This window comes from Cupriavidus sp. GW821-FHT07C08 (assembly GCF_059419025.1).
Genome location: NZ_JBWKQZ010000015.1, coordinates 15,443 through 31,934, shown reverse-complemented (window position 1 = coordinate 31,934; position 16,492 = coordinate 15,443). Strand labels below are relative to the sequence as shown.

General features: G+C 66.5%; 16 protein-coding genes. 1 reads left to right on the top strand and 15 read right to left on the bottom strand.

The features are described from left to right. The 11 genes from cysM to cmk all read right to left on the bottom strand — a co-directional run bounded on the left by cysM (position 1) and on the right by cmk (position 11,443). Complete coding sequence (cysM, locus tag AC07UK_RS19295) at positions 1 to 903, bottom strand: cysteine synthase CysM (RefSeq protein WP_494686239.1); 903 nt, start codon at positions 901 to 903, stop codon at positions 1 to 3. A gap of 134 nt (positions 904 to 1,037) precedes the next feature. Further along, on the bottom strand, positions 1,038 to 2,339 hold the full coding sequence (locus AC07UK_RS19290; protein ID WP_494686240.1) for a solute carrier family 23 protein: 1,302 nt from the start codon (positions 2,337 to 2,339) through the stop codon (positions 1,038 to 1,040). 237 nt (positions 2,340 to 2,576) lie between these two features. Beyond that, positions 2,577 to 2,963: a ComEA family DNA-binding protein gene (locus tag AC07UK_RS19285; protein ID WP_494686241.1), complete on the bottom strand. Its 387-nt coding sequence runs from the start codon at positions 2,961 to 2,963 to the stop codon at positions 2,577 to 2,579. 154 nt (positions 2,964 to 3,117) lie between these two features. Next, entirely contained in the window at positions 3,118 to 4,113 is a 996-nt protein-coding gene (gene rfaD / locus AC07UK_RS19280) for an ADP-glyceromanno-heptose 6-epimerase (protein WP_436221043.1), read from the bottom strand. Between the two features lie 28 nt (positions 4,114 to 4,141). Then, complete coding sequence (gene rfaE1 / locus AC07UK_RS19275) at positions 4,142 to 5,089, bottom strand: D-glycero-beta-D-manno-heptose-7-phosphate kinase (RefSeq protein WP_081623962.1); 948 nt, start codon at positions 5,087 to 5,089, stop codon at positions 4,142 to 4,144. Positions 5,090 to 5,169: 80 nt separating this feature from the next. Beyond that, the gene (locus AC07UK_RS19270; protein WP_436221042.1) at positions 5,170 to 6,552 is read right to left on the bottom strand and encodes a UDP-glucose dehydrogenase family protein; all 1,383 of its coding nucleotides are present in this window, start codon (positions 6,550 to 6,552) and stop codon (positions 5,170 to 5,172) included. Positions 6,553 to 6,590: 38 nt separating this feature from the next. Continuing rightward, positions 6,591 to 7,829 carry a lipopolysaccharide assembly protein LapB gene (gene lapB, locus AC07UK_RS19265; RefSeq protein WP_494686242.1) on the bottom strand — a complete coding sequence of 413 codons (1,239 nt, stop codon included), beginning with the start codon at positions 7,827 to 7,829 and terminating at the stop codon, positions 6,591 to 6,593. Between the two features lie 3 nt (positions 7,830 to 7,832). Further along, positions 7,833 to 8,177: a LapA family protein gene (locus AC07UK_RS19260; RefSeq protein ID WP_114132315.1), complete on the bottom strand. Its 345-nt coding sequence runs from the start codon at positions 8,175 to 8,177 to the stop codon at positions 7,833 to 7,835. A gap of 286 nt (positions 8,178 to 8,463) precedes the next feature. Beyond that, positions 8,464 to 8,883, bottom strand: coding sequence for an integration host factor subunit beta (locus tag AC07UK_RS19255; protein WP_436221040.1), 420 nt, complete (start codon positions 8,881 to 8,883; stop codon positions 8,464 to 8,466). Positions 8,884 to 8,913: 30 nt separating this feature from the next. Further along, on the bottom strand, positions 8,914 to 10,608 hold the full coding sequence (gene rpsA, locus AC07UK_RS19250; protein WP_010812954.1) for a 30S ribosomal protein S1: 1,695 nt from the start codon (positions 10,606 to 10,608) through the stop codon (positions 8,914 to 8,916). A gap of 166 nt (positions 10,609 to 10,774) precedes the next feature. Continuing rightward, positions 10,775 to 11,443, bottom strand: coding sequence for a (d)CMP kinase (gene cmk, locus AC07UK_RS19245; protein ID WP_013955848.1), 669 nt, complete (start codon positions 11,441 to 11,443; stop codon positions 10,775 to 10,777). A 125-nt stretch (positions 11,444 to 11,568) separates the two neighbouring features. Here cmk and AC07UK_RS19240 point away from each other — a divergent pair, with 125 nt between their 5' ends. Next, the gene (locus tag AC07UK_RS19240) at positions 11,569 to 11,784 is read left to right on the top strand and encodes a DUF2061 domain-containing protein (protein ID WP_013955847.1); all 216 of its coding nucleotides are present in this window, start codon (positions 11,569 to 11,571) and stop codon (positions 11,782 to 11,784) included. On the opposite strand, the gene aroA is transcribed toward AC07UK_RS19240, so the two are convergent. The 4 genes from aroA to pheA form a co-directional block, all read right to left on the bottom strand. Further along, positions 11,781 to 13,085 (bottom strand): 3-phosphoshikimate 1-carboxyvinyltransferase, encoded by a 1,305-nt coding sequence (gene aroA / locus AC07UK_RS19235; RefSeq protein WP_494686243.1) that lies wholly within the window; start codon positions 13,083 to 13,085, stop codon positions 11,781 to 11,783. The two genes, AC07UK_RS19240 and aroA, sit on opposite strands and share 4 nt — an antisense overlap. 41 nt (positions 13,086 to 13,126) lie before the next feature. Continuing rightward, positions 13,127 to 14,023 (bottom strand): prephenate dehydrogenase, encoded by an 897-nt coding sequence (locus AC07UK_RS19230; RefSeq protein ID WP_494686244.1) that lies wholly within the window; start codon positions 14,021 to 14,023, stop codon positions 13,127 to 13,129. A gap of 118 nt (positions 14,024 to 14,141) precedes the next feature. Beyond that, complete coding sequence (gene hisC, locus AC07UK_RS19225; RefSeq protein ID WP_494686245.1) at positions 14,142 to 15,269, bottom strand: histidinol-phosphate transaminase; 1,128 nt, start codon at positions 15,267 to 15,269, stop codon at positions 14,142 to 14,144. A 28-nt stretch (positions 15,270 to 15,297) separates the two neighbouring features. Further along, positions 15,298 to 16,458, bottom strand: a complete 1,161-nt coding sequence (gene pheA, locus AC07UK_RS19220) for a prephenate dehydratase (protein ID WP_010812960.1) — start codon at positions 16,456 to 16,458, stop codon at positions 15,298 to 15,300. Positions 16,459 to 16,492 lie beyond the last annotated feature (34 nt).

Sequence of the window (16,492 nt, the reverse complement as noted above, 5' to 3'; positions counted from 1 at the left end):
TCACGCCGGGAACACGCCGGTCGACAGGTAGCGGTCGCCGCGGTCGCACACCACGAAGACGATGGTGGCATTCTCCACTTCCTCGGCAATGCGCAGCGCAACACAGAGCGCGCCCGCCGCCGAAATGCCGCAGAAGATGCCCTCTTCGGACGCCATGCGCCGCGCCATGTGCTCGGCGTCGCCCTGGCTCACCGGCTCGGTGCGGTCGATGTAGCTGGCATCGTAGATCTTGGGCAGATACGCCTCGGGCCACTTGCGGATGCCCGGGATGCGCGAGCCTTCGGCCGGCTGCGCGCCGATGACCTGGATCTGCGGGTTCTGTTCCTTCAGGTAGCGCGACACGCCGGTAATGGTGCCGGTGGTGCCCATCGCCGAAACGAAGTGGGTGATGCGGCCGTCGGTATCGCGCCAGATCTCCGGCCCGGTGCCCTCGTAGTGCGCCTGCGGGTTGTCCGGGTTGGCGAACTGGTCGAGGATCACGCCCTTGCCGTCGCGCTCCATCGAATCCGCCAGGTCGCGGGCGTACTCCATGCCGCCCTTGACCGGGGTCAGGATGATCTCGGCACCGTAGGCCGCCATGCTCTGGCGGCGCTCCAGGCTCAGGTCCTCGGGCATGATCAGCACCATCTTGTAGCCGCGGATGGCGGCTGCCATGGCCAGCGCGATGCCGGTATTGCCGGAAGTCGCCTCGATCAGGGTGTCGCCCGGCTTGATGCGCCCGCGCGCCTCGGCCCGGGCGATCATCGACACCGCGGGGCGGTCCTTGACCGAACCGGCCGGGTTGTTGCCTTCGAGCTTGCCGAGGATCACATTGCCGCGCGCGTCGTTGGCGGCACCGGGGATGCGCTGCAGTCTGACCAGCGGCGTATTGCCGATGGTGTCTTCAATTGTCTTGTAGGCCATGGGGCGAGGGGTCGCGAAAGGGGTCGCAAACGGGGGATTCCAATTCGCCGGCCATTGTAATCCAGACACCTATCCCTCGCCGGCAGGCGGGATTTACGCTGCCACCCGCCCGCCTGCGCCCATCCTGCCCTGGCTCAGCCTTCTTCGTGGTTGCCTTCGCCCAGCAGGTGGTACAGCAGGATGCAGCCGAAGGTGGCAGTACCGATGCCACCCAGCGTCATGCCGCCCAGCTTCAGCGTCAGGTCGCCGGCGGCCACCGTCAGGGTGGCGCCAACCGTGATCAGGTTGCGCGAGCTGGAGAAGTCCACCTTGTTCTGCACCCAGATCCGGCCCGCCGTCGCCGCGATCAGGCCGAACACGACGATGGTCAGCCCGCCGATCACCGGGCCCGGGATGGTCAGGATCAGCGCACCGAACTTGGGCGAGAAGCCCAGCAGGATGGCCACCGCTGCCGCCACCACGAAGATCAGCGTCGAGTAGATCTTGGTGACCGCCATCACGCCCATGTTCTCGGCATAAGTGGTCACGCCGGTGCCGCCGCCGCTGGCCGACAGCATGGTCGCGATGCCGTCGCCGATAAAGGCACGGCCGATATACGGGTCCAGGTTGCGCCCGGTCATCACGCCGATGGCCTTGATATGGCCCAGGTTCTCCGCCACCAGCACAATCGCCACCGGCGCGATCAGCAGCATGGCGCTGAACTCGAAGGTCGGTGCGGTGAACGCCGGCAGCCCGAACCAGCTGGCCGCCGCCACGCCCGAGAAGTCGATCGGCTTGCCCAGCCCCATCACGTTGGTGCCCAGGTAGTAGGCGAGGTACCCAGCCAGGCCGCCGATCAGCACCGGCAGGCGCCCGATCATGCCGGGCGCGCGCACCGCCACCAGCCCCACGGCCACCACCGTCAGCAGGCCCACCCAGGTATCGAGGACCGCGCCGCTGACCGCCTTGACCGCCACCGGGGCCAGGTTCAGCCCGATCGCCGCGACGATCGCCCCGGTCACCACCGGCGGCATCAGCTTTTCGACCCAGGCGTAGCCCACCGCCTGCACGATCAGGCCGATCACCGTGTACAGCGCGCCGGCGGCGATGATGCCGCCCAGCGCCACCGGGATATTGAGGTTGGGGCCGCTGCCCGCGTAGCCGGTGGCAGCGATCACCACGGCGATGAAGGCGAAGCTGGAGCCAAGGTAGCTCGGCACCCGCCCGCGCACGCACAGAAAGAAGATCAGCGTGCCGATGCCGGAAAACAGGATGGCGATATTCGGGTTGAAACCCATCAGGATCGGTGCAATGGCGGTCGAGCCGAACATCGCCACCACGTGCTGGATGCCGGCCAGCAGCGTCTGCCCGGCGGGCAGCCGCTCATCCGGCCCGATCACGCCTTCGGTCTTGAGCCGCCATTGCGGCAGGAATCCCGCGTCCTCGCCATTCGCCATATTGTTCTGCTCCCTGTGGTCCGGGCTGGCTGCCTGGTCGGCAACCGCCGCGTTTGTGCCTGGTTGTCTGGTAGATGCGTGCCTGTCGGCAGCCGCGCGCGGCAGATCCTGCCGGCGAGGCGTCCGCATGATACTCCGCCGCCACGGGGCGTGCGAAGCGGCAAGGGTCTAGCACAACCCATACCAGCAAGGAGAGCGTCCGGCCGCGCCGCGGCCGGACGCCGGACCGTGACCTGGTCAGCGCGCTGGCTTGGCGGCGCCAGCGGGCGCTGCCTTGGTCGTCTTGGCCGGGGTGGCGGCCGCTGCCGGCGCCGCTGCCGCGGTTCCCTTCGTGCCAATGGCAAGGCCAGCGTCCTGCAGCTTCGCCACGGACTTCGGCCCGATGCCGCGGACGCGCTCGGCCAGGTCCGCGGCGTCCTTGTAGGGCCCACGCTTGTTGCGTTCGTCAATGATGTTGCGGGCGGTGGCGGGCCCCACGCCCTTGACCGAGGTCAGCGCCGCCTCGTCCGCCGTATTGACATCGATGGCGGCATGCGCGGCACCGCCCGCGAACAGGCAGATGGTTGCAGCGAGGGAAACCAGGGAAAAACGCCGGGCAAGTTGCCGGACCCAATGCTTGAACATGAAGGCTCTCCTTTCCTGTGGATGGTCTGAGGTACCACCCCCGCCGGGGCGGCGAGGTCAGGTCAGGATAGGGGCGGGCCGCAGCGGCGGCCCATGCGGCAACAAAAGTTGACACCGGCCGCACGAAAGCGTGTCGGCCGGTTGCGCGCCGGTATCAGCCGGCGCGTTCGATCAGCCAGCGGCAGTAGCGTGCCACGCCTTCCTCGACGGACAGGAAGGGCTCGCTGTAGCCGGCGCTGCGCAGCTTCGACACATCCGACTGCGTAAAGCACTGGTACTTGCCGCGCAGCGCATCGGGGAACTTGACGTACTCGAGCAGGCCTTCCTGCACCAGTTCTTCCAGCGACAGGCGCGGCTTGCCTTCAGCCTCGCGCAGGGTGTTGACCACGGTGGCGGCGATGTCGTTGAACGGCTGCGCGCGGCCGGTGCCGAGGTTGAAGATGCCGGACTTGTCCGGATGGTCAAAGAAGTGCAGGTTGACCTTGACCACGTCCTCGACCGAGATGAAGTCGCGGCTCTGCATGCCGGGAGCATAGCCGCCGTACTCGCCGAACAGCTTCACCGTGCCGTCGGCGCGGAACTGGTTGAAGTTGTGGAAGGCGACCGAGGCCATGCGGCCCTTGTGCGTTTCACGCGGGCCGTACACATTGAAGTAGCGGAAGCCCACAATCTGCGACAGCGCCGACGGCAGCCGGCGCCGCACGATCTGGTCGAACAGGAATTTGGAGTAGCCGTACACGTTCAGCGGGCGCTCGAACTCGCGGTCTTCGCGGAACACCTGCGAGGCGCCGTAGGTGGCCGCCGATGACGCGTACAGGAACTGCGTGCCCTGTTCCAGGCAGCTCTCCATCAGCGACAGCGTGTAACGGTAGTTGTTTTCCATCATGTAGCGGCCGTCGGTCTCCATGGTGTCGGAGCACGCGCCTTCATGGAATACCGCCCGCACCTTGCCGAACTCGCCGCGGGCAAAGCGCGCGAGGAAGTCCTGCTTGTCCAGGTAGTCGGAGATCTCGCAGTCGACCAGGTTGTGGAACTTGTCGGCACGGGTCAGGTTATCGACGGCGATGACGTTGGTCTCGCCGCGGTCGTTCAGGCCCTTGACGAGGTTGCTGCCGATAAAGCCAGCGGCGCCGGTGACGATGATGGTCATGGTCGGATCAGGATGGGGGCGCCACGCCTCACGGGGCGGCGCCGAACAATTCAGAATAGGAGACGACGGCGGTACCAAGCTTGCCCACCACGATGGCGCCGGCACGATTGGCATGCTGCACGGCTTCCTTGAGCGGCACGCCGGCACCCAGCATGGTGGCGAGCGTGGCGATCACGGTATCGCCCGCACCCGATACATCATAGACCTCGCGCGCCTGGGCGGAGACGTGCAGCACTTCGGCCTCGGTGTAGAGCGTCATGCCCTCTTCCGAGCGCGTCAGCAGCAGTGCCTCCAACTGCAGCCCGCGGCGCAGGTTCTGCGCGCGGATGGTCAGGTCGGCCTCGGTCTTCCAGGCGCCGACCACGGCACGCATCTCGGCCCGGTTGGGGGTGATCAGGGTGGCGCCGCGGTAGCGCGAGTAGTCGTCTCCCTTGGGGTCGATCAGCACCTTGCGCCCGGCCGCGCGGCTGGCGTCGATCATGCGCGTGACGTGGGTCAGGCCGCCTTTGCCGTAATCGGAAAGCACCAGCACCTGGTAGTCGTTGATCAGGGCCAGGAAGCGGTCCTGTACCGCGGCAAGCACTTCATGCGCCGGCGCGCTCTCGAAATCCACGCGCAGCAACTGCTGCTGGTGCGCCACCACGCGCAGCTTGATGGTGGTGTTGAGCTTGGGATCGCGGTGCAGGTAGGGCTGCACGTGGCTCTCGCCCAGCAGCGTTTCGAGCGTGCGGGCCGGCTCGTCGTCGCCGACCACGCCCAGCATGCCCACGCGTGCGCCCAGCGCCGCGGCATTGCGGGCCACGTTGGCGGCGCCGCCCAGGCGCTCGTCGCTGCGCTTGACCTGCACCACCGGCACCGGCGCCTCCGGCGAGATCCGTTCCACATCGCCGAACCAGTAGCGGTCCAGCATCATGTCGCCGACCACCAGGATATGGGACTGCCGGATCTGCTCCTGCGGAATGACGGTCTTGTTCATGAAGATCCTTGGCAATATCGCGACGGTCGCAGCCGTCGCGCTAGCTTATCGGTTGATGAGTCCGTTGACCCGCCTGCGCCTCATTCGTTCACGGCTGGCCGGGTCGCGCGGCCGATGGCGTGGTACTCGACGCCGTTCTCGACCATGGCCTCGGGCTCATACAGGTTGCGCCCGTCGAAGATCACCGGGGTCTTCAGGCGCCGCTTGATCTGGCCGAAGTCGGGGCTGCGGAACACCTTCCATTCCGTCACGATCACCAGCGCGTCGGCGCCGTCCAGCGCATCCATCTGGTTCTCGTGGAAACTCACGCGCGCGGCGCCGCCCGGCAGGTCGGCCAGGTCGGCATCCAGCACGCGCCGGGCTTCGGCCATCGACACCGGGTCGTGCATGCGCAGCGACGCGCCGCGCGACACCAGTTCGCGCGCCAGCACCCGCGACGGCGCCTCGCGCATGTCGTCGGTGTTGGGCTTGAAGGCCAGGCCCCACACGGCAAAGGTGCGGCCGGTCAGGTCATCGCCGAAGCGGCGCACGACCTTGTCGCCCAGCACGCGCTTCTGCGCGCCGTTGACCGATTCCACCGCCTCCAGCACGCGCATTGGCTTGCCATGGTCGGCGGCAGTGCGCATCAGCGCCTGCACGTCCTTGGGAAAGCATGAACCGCCATAGCCGGCGCCGGCATACAGGAAGCTGTAGCCGATGCGCGGATCCGAGCCGATGCCCATGCGCACCAGCTCGATGTCGGCGCCGACCTCGTCGGCCAGGTTGGCCAGCTCGTTCATGAACGAGATGCGCGTGGCCAGCATCGAATTGGCCGCGTACTTGGTGAACTCGGCCGAGCGCACGTCCATGTAGAAGGTGCGCTCGTGGTGCCGGTTGAACGGCGCGTAAAGCTGGCGCATGGTGGCCTGCGCGTGGCGGCCGGCGACATCGGCGTTGCACCCCAGCACGATGCGGTCCGGGCGCATGAAGTCCTCGACCGCGGCGCCCTCTTTCAGGAACTCGGGGTTCGACACCACCGAGAACTGCAGGTCTTCCAGGCTGCGCGCGAGCAGCTCCTCACGGATCGTGGCGGCCACGCGGTCGCCGGTGCCCACCGGTACGGTGGACTTGTCGACCACGACCTTGAAGCCGGTCATATGGCGGCCGATATTGCGCGCCGCCGCCAACACGTACTTCAGGTCGGCAGATCCGTCTTCGTCCGGGGGCGTACCCACGGCGATGAACTGCACGTCGGCGTGCTCGACACTGGCCGCCACGTCGGTGGAAAAGGTCAGCCGCCCGGCGGCACGGTTGCGCTGGATCAGCTCCTGCAGGCCCGGCTCATAGATCGGCACGCCGCCTGCGTTAAGCAGCGCGATCTTCTGCTCGTCCAGGTCCAGGCAGAACACGTCATTGCCAAGTTCCGCCAGGCAGGCGCCGGTGACAAGGCCGACATAGCCGCTGCCGATGATGGTGACTTTCATAGCGTTAATTCAATTCTGTTGCACAGGACCGCCCGGGATCAGCCGAGCGTCTCGGAACGCCGCGGGGCGTAGGTTTCCCAACGGTTGCATCCCGGGCATTGCCAATAGAAAAGCCGGGCGCGGAAGCCGCACTCGCGGCAGGTGTAGCGCGCGAGGTTGCGCGTGCGCAGCTGCAGCAGGTCACGGATGGCCGTGGTTTCCTGCGCTTGCTCGTCGTTGCCGTCGGCGCCCTCGGCACCCTCTGCCGGGGCATCGGCACCCGCCGGCTGCGCGGACGGGGCGCCGGCCGCGGCCACCGCCGCCTGCGCCTCGAAATACTTGGTCAGCGCCAGCAGCGTAGGCTGGCGGCGCAGCTGCTCGCGCATCAGGCGCGCGGCGGCTTCCGGGCCGTTCACGTCCAGTTCTGCCTGGTAGGCGGTATCGAGCACCTCAGGCGCCAGCTTGCCCTTGAGCAGGCCGCGCAGCCATTCCAGCGCGGCGCCCTCCTCCTGCAGGCTGGCGTAGGCCTTGACCACGCGGTCCGCCACCAGCGGCAGGAAGGATGCATCCTGCCGTTCGATGCCAAGCCAGTGGCCAAGCGCCGCGCGGGCGTCGCCCGCGGCCGCGGCCACGTCGCCCAGCAGGATCGGGGCGCGCACGTTGGCAGGATTCTCGGCAACGGCCTGGTTCAGCCACTTCACCGCATCTTCGGGGCGCTTGCGCTGCAGCGCGTCCTGCGCCAGCTCACAGCAGAACTGGGCAATCTGCAGGCTGTAGCTCGTCTGCTCCAGCGTCTGCAGCTCGCGCGCGGCCTCGATCGCCTTCTGCCACTCCTTTTCCACTTCATAGAGCTCAAGCAGCACGCGCTTGGCCGACGCCGCGTACGGGCCCGACATCAGCCGGCGCAGCGATTCCTCGGCACGGTCCAGCAGGCCGGCGCGCAGGAAGTCCTCGCCCAGTTCAAACAAGGCATGCTCGCGCTCGGGCTCGGGCAGGTCGGGGCGGGTCGCCAGGTTCTGATGCACGCGGATGGCGCGCTCGGTTTCGCCGCGGCGGCGGAACAGCGCGCCCAGCGCAAAATGCAGCTCGGTGGTTTCCGGGTCCAGCCGGGCCACCTCGATAAAGGCATCGATGGCCTGGTCGGGTTGCTCGTTGAGCAGGAAATTGAGGCCCTTGAAGTACGAGCGCGGCAAGGCGCCCTGTTCGCTGATGAGCTGGCGCACGTCGAAACGCGCCGCCATCCAGCCAAGGCCAAAGACAAGTGGCAGCGCCAGCAGCCACCAGGTTTCAAACATCATGGATCAGACTTTCGGGCCGACTACGTTATAGGGAACAGGCTTGCCGTCACGCGGCGCGGATGCGGCCGCCGACGACGCCGCGGCTGCGGCGGACGCCGGTGCCTGCGCCTCCGCGGCCGCGCGGCGCAGTTTCGCCACCTCCATGCGCTGGCGCATCAGCCCGGGCGCGACCGATGCCAGTGCGGCCACCGCGCCCAGCACGAAGGCGGCGAACAGGATCAGGATCAGCGGCGCATGCCAGACGGCATTGAAGAACAGCTGCAGCGAGGCTTCGGCGGTATTGCGCAGCGCCAGCACGAACAGCAGCACGAATACGACGATACGGACGATCCAGGCGAACAGTTTCATGCAGGTAGGCAGCGAGTCAGCGTGACATTGGGACGGGGCAAGCGACAGGCGACGCGTACTGGCGCAAGGCCCGGCAAGGACCCCGGCATTGTAACGGAATCACTTCCCGGATTCGGTAACGTGGCGGTAACGGGGTGCGAACCCGCTGCGGCGATCGACTCCTGGCATCGACTTGCGCACGATGCAGCACCTGGCATGGCGTCATCTCAGAAGCATCAAACGAAAAAAAGCGCCCCAACGGGGCGCTTTCTTATCAACAACACAGCAGCAGGCAAAGCCCGGGCAATCAGGAGCGGACAAAATTCAGCCCGCTCTCATGCAATCCCGCCGGTGCGGCGGGAGCCGCACCCTGGCCAGCCTTGCCCGGCGCGGCTTGCACCGCGCCGCCGGAATGGCCGTTGCCATTGACGCCCGCAGGCACCGGCTGGCTACGGTCAACCCGTTCGCGCAATTCCTTGCCCGCCTTGAAGTGCGGCACCCGTTTCTCGGGCACCAGCACACGCTCGCCGGACTTGGGATTGCGCCCCACGCGAGGCGGACGCTTGTTCAGACCAAAACTGCCGAATCCGCGGATCTCGATGCGATGGCCGTCGGCCAGCGCCTCGGACATCGCGTCGAGTATCGTTTTGACCGAGATGTCCGCGTCCCGCAGCAACAGCTGGGGGAAGCGGGCAGCCAGTTTTTCGACGAGCTCCGACTTGGTCATGGGCATACGCGCAAGCGCGGGGGCCTGCGATTACTGGTTGTCCTGGCCGAGCTTGGCCTTCAGCAGCGCGCCGAGGTTGGTCGTGCCAGCCGTGCCGGTGTCAGCCTGGAACTTTTGCATCGCTTCTTGCTGCTCTGCGCTGTCCTTGGCCTTGATCGACAGGTTGATGTTGCGCGACTTGCGGTCGACGTTCACCACCAGGGCGGTGATCTGCTCGCCTTCCTTCAGCACGTTGCGGGCGTCTTCCACGCGGTCAGCGGAGATTTCCGATGCACGCAGGTAGCCTTCCACATCGTCAGCCAGCTGGACCACGGCGCCCTTGGCGTCAACGGCCTTGATGGTGCCCTGAACCAGCGAGCCCTTGTCGTTGGCCGAGATGAAGTTGTTGAACGGATCGCCCGACAGCTGCTTGATGCCCAGCGAGATGCGTTCCTTGTCGACGTCGATGCCCAGGACCACGGCTTCGACTTCGTCGCCCTTCTTGTACTTGCGCACGGCTTCTTCGCCAGTCTCTTGCCACGACAGGTCGGACAGGTGCACCAGGCCGTCGATGCCGCCCGGCAGGCCGATGAACACGCCGAAGTCGGTGATCGACTTGATCTGGCCGGCCAGCTTGTCGCCCTTCTTGTGGTTACGCGAGAAATCGTCCCACGGATTGGCCTTGCACTGCTTCATGCCCAGGCTGATACGACGCTTGTCTTCGTCGATATCCAGCACCATGACTTCGACTTCGTCGCCCAGCTGGACAACCTTGGACGGCGCAACGTTCTTGTTGGTCCAGTCCATTTCCGACACGTGCACCAGGCCTTCGATGCCGGCTTCGATCTCGACGAACGCGCCGTAGTCGGTCAGGTTGGTCACCTTGCCGAACAGGCGGGTGCCTTGCGGGTAGCGGCGCGAGATGCCGACCCACGGATCTTCGCCCAACTGCTTCACGCCGAGCGAGACGCGGTTCTTTTCCTGGTCGAACTTGAGGATCTTGGCGGTGATTTCCTGGCCAACCGACAGCACTTCGCTCGGGTGGCGGACACGGCGCCAGGCCAGGTCGGTGATGTGCAGCAGGCCGTCAATGCCACCCAGGTCCACGAACGCGCCGTAGTCGGTGATGTTCTTGACGATACCGTTGACGATGGCGCCTTCCTTCAGGGTTTCCATCAGCTTCTGGCGCTCTTCGCCCAGGGTCGCTTCGACCACGGCGCGGCGCGACAGCACCACGTTGTTGCGCTTGCGATCCAGCTTGATGACCTTGAATTCCAGGGTCTTGCCTTCGTACGGGGTGGTGTCCTTGATCGGGCGCACGTCAACCAGCGAACCCGGCAGGAACGCACGGATGCCGTTGACCATCACCGTCAGGCCGCCCTTGACCTTGCCGGTCACGGTACCCGAGATGATTTCGCCGTCTTCCAGCGCCTTCTCGAGGTTCAGCCACGATGCCAGGCGCTTGGCCTTGTCGCGGGAGAGGATGGTGTCGCCATAGCCGTTCTCGAGCGCATCGATGGCCACGGAGACGTAGTCGCCGGCCTGCACTTCGAGTTCGCCCTGGTCGTTCAGGAACTCCTCCACCGGCACGAATGCCTCGGACTTGAGGCCGGCATTGACGACCACGAAATTGTGGTCGATGCGCACGACTTCAGCGGAGATCACTTCGCCAGCCTTCATATTGGAGCGGGCGACGGATTCCTCGAACAGTGCGGCAAAGGATTCGTTAGTTTGCAGGTCGGACATAAACGTAAGGTGAAATCCGCAATACGCTGGCCGGCGCGACTATCGCGCTCAGTCTGCCAGGGCAGCGGGGTCAGGTTTGACACAAGCCAGCCACAAGTCTTGCCCGGGCTGGCGCCATCTGGTGCCGTCGGGGTACGCCGCTTCTACTGATGCGCCCGCATGCATCTCATGCACCGGGCCGCACAGCGGCAAACCACTCCAGCACCTGCGCCACTGCCTGGTCCACCGTCATATCGGAGGTATCCAGCAGCTTTGCATCCTCGGCGGGACGAAGCGGCGCGGCGGTGCGGGTGCGATCCCGTACATCGCGCGCTTCAAGGTCACGCAAAAGGTCTTCAATATTAGCAGAAATTCCCTTATCAATCAATTGTTTATAGCGCCTGCGAGCGCGCGCCTCAACACTTGCGGTCAGGAACACCTTGAGCGGCGCATCCGGGAAGATCACGGTGCCCATGTCGCGGCCGTCCGCCACCAGCCCCGGCAGCTTGCGGAAGCTGCGCTGCAGCTGGGTCAGCGCGTCGCGCACCGGCTGGTGCACGGCAATGGCCGAGGCCCGGTTGCCGATCGCCTCGGCGCGGATTGCCAAGCTGACTTCCTCGCCTTGCAGCCAGACGCGGTCAGGGCCGAACTTCACATCGAGGCGGGAAGCGATCTTTGCAAGGGCGTCCACGTCCGCCAGGTCAATCCCGGCGCGGTCGCTGGCCAGCGCCACGAGCCGGTACAGGGCGCCGCTGTCGAGCAGGTGAAAGCCCACGGCATCCGCGACCTTGTGCGCGACAGTACCCTTGCCCGAGGCAGTCGGCCCGTCAATGGCGATGACGTTGACGATAGTCATTATTTATAAAACCAAGAGAAACGATTGATTGTGAATTCAATTGAGAATCATTATCATTTGATTCATGGCACTTCGCCGCAGCCGCGGCATGGTGCCCTTTCCGTCCAGTCGCGAGGCAATCTACCATGGCAAAAACCCTGACGTTCGGCATCATGCACCTTGGCATCGCGTTCAGCGTGACGTATGCGCTGACCGGCAGCCTCGCCATCAGCGGCGCCATCACCTTCATCGAACCGGCCGTCAATACCGTGGCCCACTACTTCTTCGACCGCTACTGGGAGAAGCGCGAGCGCCGCCAGGCCGGGGCTGCCCGCGACCACGCCAACCTGGCCAGCGCTTAGCCGGTCACGCCCGCAAACACGCTGAAGTAATCCGGGAACGTCTTCGCCACACAGCCCGGATCATTGATCCGCACCGGCAGCGGCCCGAAGGCCGCCAGCGAGAAGCACATCGCCATGCGATGGTCATCATAGGTGCCAATGCCTTCGGCCGGAGTCTGCCAGGGCTGCGGCGGCGTCACACGCAGGTAGTCCGCCCCTTCTTCCACGACTGCGCCGAGCTTGCGCAGTTCCGTCGCCATCGCCGCGATACGGTCCGTCTCCTTGACGCGCCAGCTGGCGATATTGGTCAGCGTGGTCGTGCCTTCGGCAAACAGCGCCGCCACCGCCAGCGTCATCGCCGCATCGGGGATATGGTTGCAGTCCAGTTCGATGCCGTGCAGGCGCCCGTCGTCGCGTTCCGTGCCGCGCACTTCGATCCAGTTGTCGCCGGCCATCACATTGGCGCCCATGCGGTTGAGCGCCTCGGCGAAGCGCACATCACCCTGGATGCTGGCCATGCCCACGCCTTCCACCCGGACCGGGCCGCCGCCGATGGCACCGGCCGCCAGGAAATAGGAAGCGGACGACGCATCGCCCTCGACAAAGATTTCGCCCGGCGAGCGGTAAGCCGCGCCCGCCGGCAGCACGAAGCGTTCCCAGCCCTGGCGCTCGACCCCGATGCCGAAGCGCGCCAGCAGATTCAGCGTGATCTCGATATACGGCTTGGAGATCAGCTCGCCCACCACCTCGATCTCGATGCGGCCGCTGTCGGATTGCGCCATCGGCAGGCTCATCAGCAGCGCGGTCAGGAACTGGCTCGACACATCGCCGCGCACGCGGATCGGCGCATCGATGCGAATGCCGGCCGGCTGGATATGCAGCGGAGGAAAGCCTTCATTGCCCAGGTAGCCGATCACAGCGCCCACCTGGCGCAGGCCGTCGACCAGGTCGCCGATCGGCCGCTCATGCATGCGCGGCACGCCCGACAGCTTGTAGCTTCCGCCCTGCAGCGCCAGCGCGGCGGTCAGCGGGCGGATCGCGGTGCCGGCATTGCCCATGAAGAGCTCGGCCGACTTGTTCGGGAAATTGCCGCCGGCGCCGGTGACAATGTAGTCGTCGCCTTCCTGCCGCCACGCCACGCCGAGCGTGCGCAACGCCTGCAGCATCACGCGGGTGTCGTCGGAATCGAGCAGATCGCGCACGCGGGTCTCGCCCGTGGCCAGTGCGGCCAGCAGCAGCACGCGGTTGGAGATGCTCTTCGAGCCCGGCAGCCGGACGGTGCCGTTGGCGCGGGTCAGGGGGCCTAGCGTCAGGTGTTCCATGGTTCTCGTGGGCGCCGGGGCGCCGCGGTCAGGCGATTGGTTCAGGGTTCGGTATGGTTGCCCGCGGCACGCTCTGCGCCCCAGGCCAGCCGGGTCTTGCTGGCGCGCGCGAAGATGCGTTCGAGCGCGTCGCCGTCGCCCTTCTCGATCTGCGCCTTCAGGTGCGCCAGCACCGACTGGTAGGTATTCAGCTCACGCAGCAGCGCGTCGCGGTTGGCCACGCAGATATCGCGCCACATCTCCGGCGACGAGGCCGCGATGCGCGTGAAATCGCGGAAGCCGCCGCCGGCGAAGCCCAGCTTCAGCGCCGCATCTTCCGCATTGGCGACCTGCTCCACCAGCGCGTAGGACAGCACGTGCGGCAGGTGGCTGACCGCGGCAAACACCGCGTCGTGCTGCACCGCCGACATCACATGGCATTCTGCCCCGGCGCTTTCCCACATGGCGCGCACCGCGGCAACATCGGCGCGCGAATTTTCCTGCAGCGGGCACAGCACGGTCTTCTTGCCAACGTACAGGTCCGGCAGCGCCGCCTCCACGCCGTTGAGCTCGCGCCCGGCGATCGGGTGTGCCGGCACGAACTGCGCGACCTTGTCGCCCAGCGCCGTCTTGGCCGCCATGATCACGTCAGACTTGGTGCTGCCGGCATCGGTGACGATGGTGCCCGGCTGCAGGTGCGGCTCCAGCGCGTGCAGCAGCGCAAAGTTCTGCGCCACCGGGGCACACAGCACGATCACGCTGGCGCCGCGCGCGGCATCCGCCAGCGTCGCGGCCTCGTCGATCACCCCAAGATCCAGCGCCTTCTGCAGCGACGCCGGCGAGCGCCCCACCCCGACCACCGTGCCCACCACGCCAGCGCGCTTGAGCGCCAGCGCGAGCGAGCCGCCGATTAGGCCGACACCGACAATGACAACACGGGAAAAATGCAATGCACTCACAATCTCAGGCCGCTAGGGGCAGTGGCTCGGACCAGGCCGAGGTAAATCGATGATTGGCAAAGCGGCGGGCTGCTTGCCTGCCGCTACACGCTGCAAAACGCCGCGATTGTAGCCGGGCTCACGCCAGCGCCCGCTCCAGCGCCGCGATGAAGGCCGCGTTCTCCTCGGCCAGGCCGATGGTGACGCGCAGCCAGCGCGGCAGGTTGTAGTTGCCCACCGGCCGCACGATCACGCCCTGCTTCAGCAACGCCAGGTTGACGCGCGCGCCGGCGTCGTCGTCATCGCCCACGCGCACCATCACGAAGTTGCCGGACGACGGCACGTAGTCCAGCCCAAGCCGGTTGAAGGCATCGGTCAGCTGGCGCTTGCCGGCACGGTTCAGCTCGGCGCTGCGGCGCAGGAAATCGGCATCGCCCAGCGCGGCGATGGCCGCCGCCTGCGCCACGCTGTTGACGTTGAACGGCTGGCGGATGCGGTTCAGCAGGTCCGAAAGCTCCGGTTGCGCCACCGCGTAGCCGATGCGCAGGCCCGCCAGGCCATAGGCCTTGGAGAACGTGCGCGACACCATCAGGTTCGGGTAGCGGCGCACCCAGGCGAGCGAATCGTATTGCTGGTCGGCATCCAGGTATTCGTTGTACGCCTCATCCAGCACCACCACCACGCTGGCCGGTACCCGCTGCAGGAAGGCTTCGATCTGCGCGGCCGGCACGAAGGTGCCGGTCGGGTTGTTCGGGTTGGCGATAAAGACCAGGCGCGTATCCGGCGCGATCGCCGCGGCCATCGCCTCCAGGTCATGGCCGTAGTCGCGCGCGGGCACTTCGATGGCGCGTGCGCCGATCTCCTGCGTGGCCAGCGCGTAGACCGCGAACGAGTACTCGGCATAGACGATCGACTGGCCCGGCTCCACCAGCGCATGCGCGGCCAGCTCCAGGATGTCGTTGCTGCCGTTGCCCAGCGTCAGCCAGTCGGCGGGCACGCCGAAGCGCGCCGACAGCGCGCCCTTCAGTGCAAAGCCGTTGGAATCCGGATAGCGGCCGAGTTCAGCCACCGCATCGGCCACCGCGCGGCGGGCCGACTCGGGCATGCCGAGCGGATTCTCATTGGAGGCGAGCTTGACGATGCCGGCCTCGTCCAGGCCGAACTCGCGCGCGACCTCCGAAATCGGCTTGCCGGCCACGTACGGCGAAATCGCCCGCACATAGCCGGGTCCGAACACGGTGCCGCCTTGCTTACCCTGCTCTGCCATCTCGTCTCCTTGTTCTTGCCTGGCTGCCTTACTTGCTCGACGGATACGAGCCCAGCACCTTCAGGTAGGCCGCATTGCGGCGCAGCTCTTCGATGGCGCGCGCCACTGCCGGCTCATGCTGGTGCCCTTCCACGTCGACGTAGAAGTAGTACTCCCACGCGCCGCTGCGCGCCGGGCGCGACTCGAAGCGGCACATCGACACGCCGTTCTCCGCCAGCGGCGCCAGCAACTGGTACACCGCGCCCGCCTTGTTGGGCACCGACAGGATCATCGAGGTCTGGTCGCTGCCCGACGGCTCGGTCTCATAGCGGCCGATCACGGCAAAGCGCGTGCGGTTGTGCGGATCGTCCTGGATGTGCGTGCGCACGATATGCAGGTGATAGCGGTTGGCGGCGGACTCGCCGGCAATCGCGGCCACGGTCGGGTCTTCGCTGGCCATGCGCGCGGCCTCGGCATTGCTGGACACTGCCTGGCGCTCCAGGTGCGGGTAGTTGGCGGTCAGCCAGTGCTGGCACTGCGCCAGTGCCTGCGCATGCGCGCGCACCACCGTGACGCCCTGCATGTCGGGCGTGGATGCCATCAGGTTGTGGTGCACCTTGAGCGCAATCTCGCCGCTGATCTTCAGCGAAGTCTGCAGGAACAGGTCGAGCGTGCGCGACACCGCGCCTTCGGTGGAATTCTCGACCGGCACCACGCCGTACTCGACCGTGCCAGCCTCGACGGCACGGAACACCTCGTCGATGCTCGGGCAGGGCACGCCCGACACCTCATGGCCGAAGTGCGCATACAGCGCCTGCTCGGAGAACGTGCCGGCGGGGCCGAGGAAAGCCACTTCCAGCGGCTTTTCCAGCCCGCGGCAGGCGGACATCACCTCGCGCCAGATCGCCGCCACGCTTTCACCCAGCAGCGGGCCGGGGTTGGCGCCCTGCACCTTGCGGATCACCTGCAGCTCGCGCTCCGGGCGGAACACCGGCGCGCCGTACTTCTTCTTGACCTCGCCGACCTCGAGCGCCAGTTTGGCGCGGCGGTTCAGCATCGCCAGCAGTTCGCGGTCAACGGTGTCGATCTGCTCGCGCAGCGGGCTCAGCTCGACCGACAGCTTGCGCTCGGCTTCGCTCAGGTGGCTGTCGTTCTGCTGCTCGTTGGGCGGCGTCTCCTCGCGCGCGGGGGTGCGGTCTTGGCTTGTCATTTTGTATGAATCCGGTGGGCCGCCGGGGCGCGGC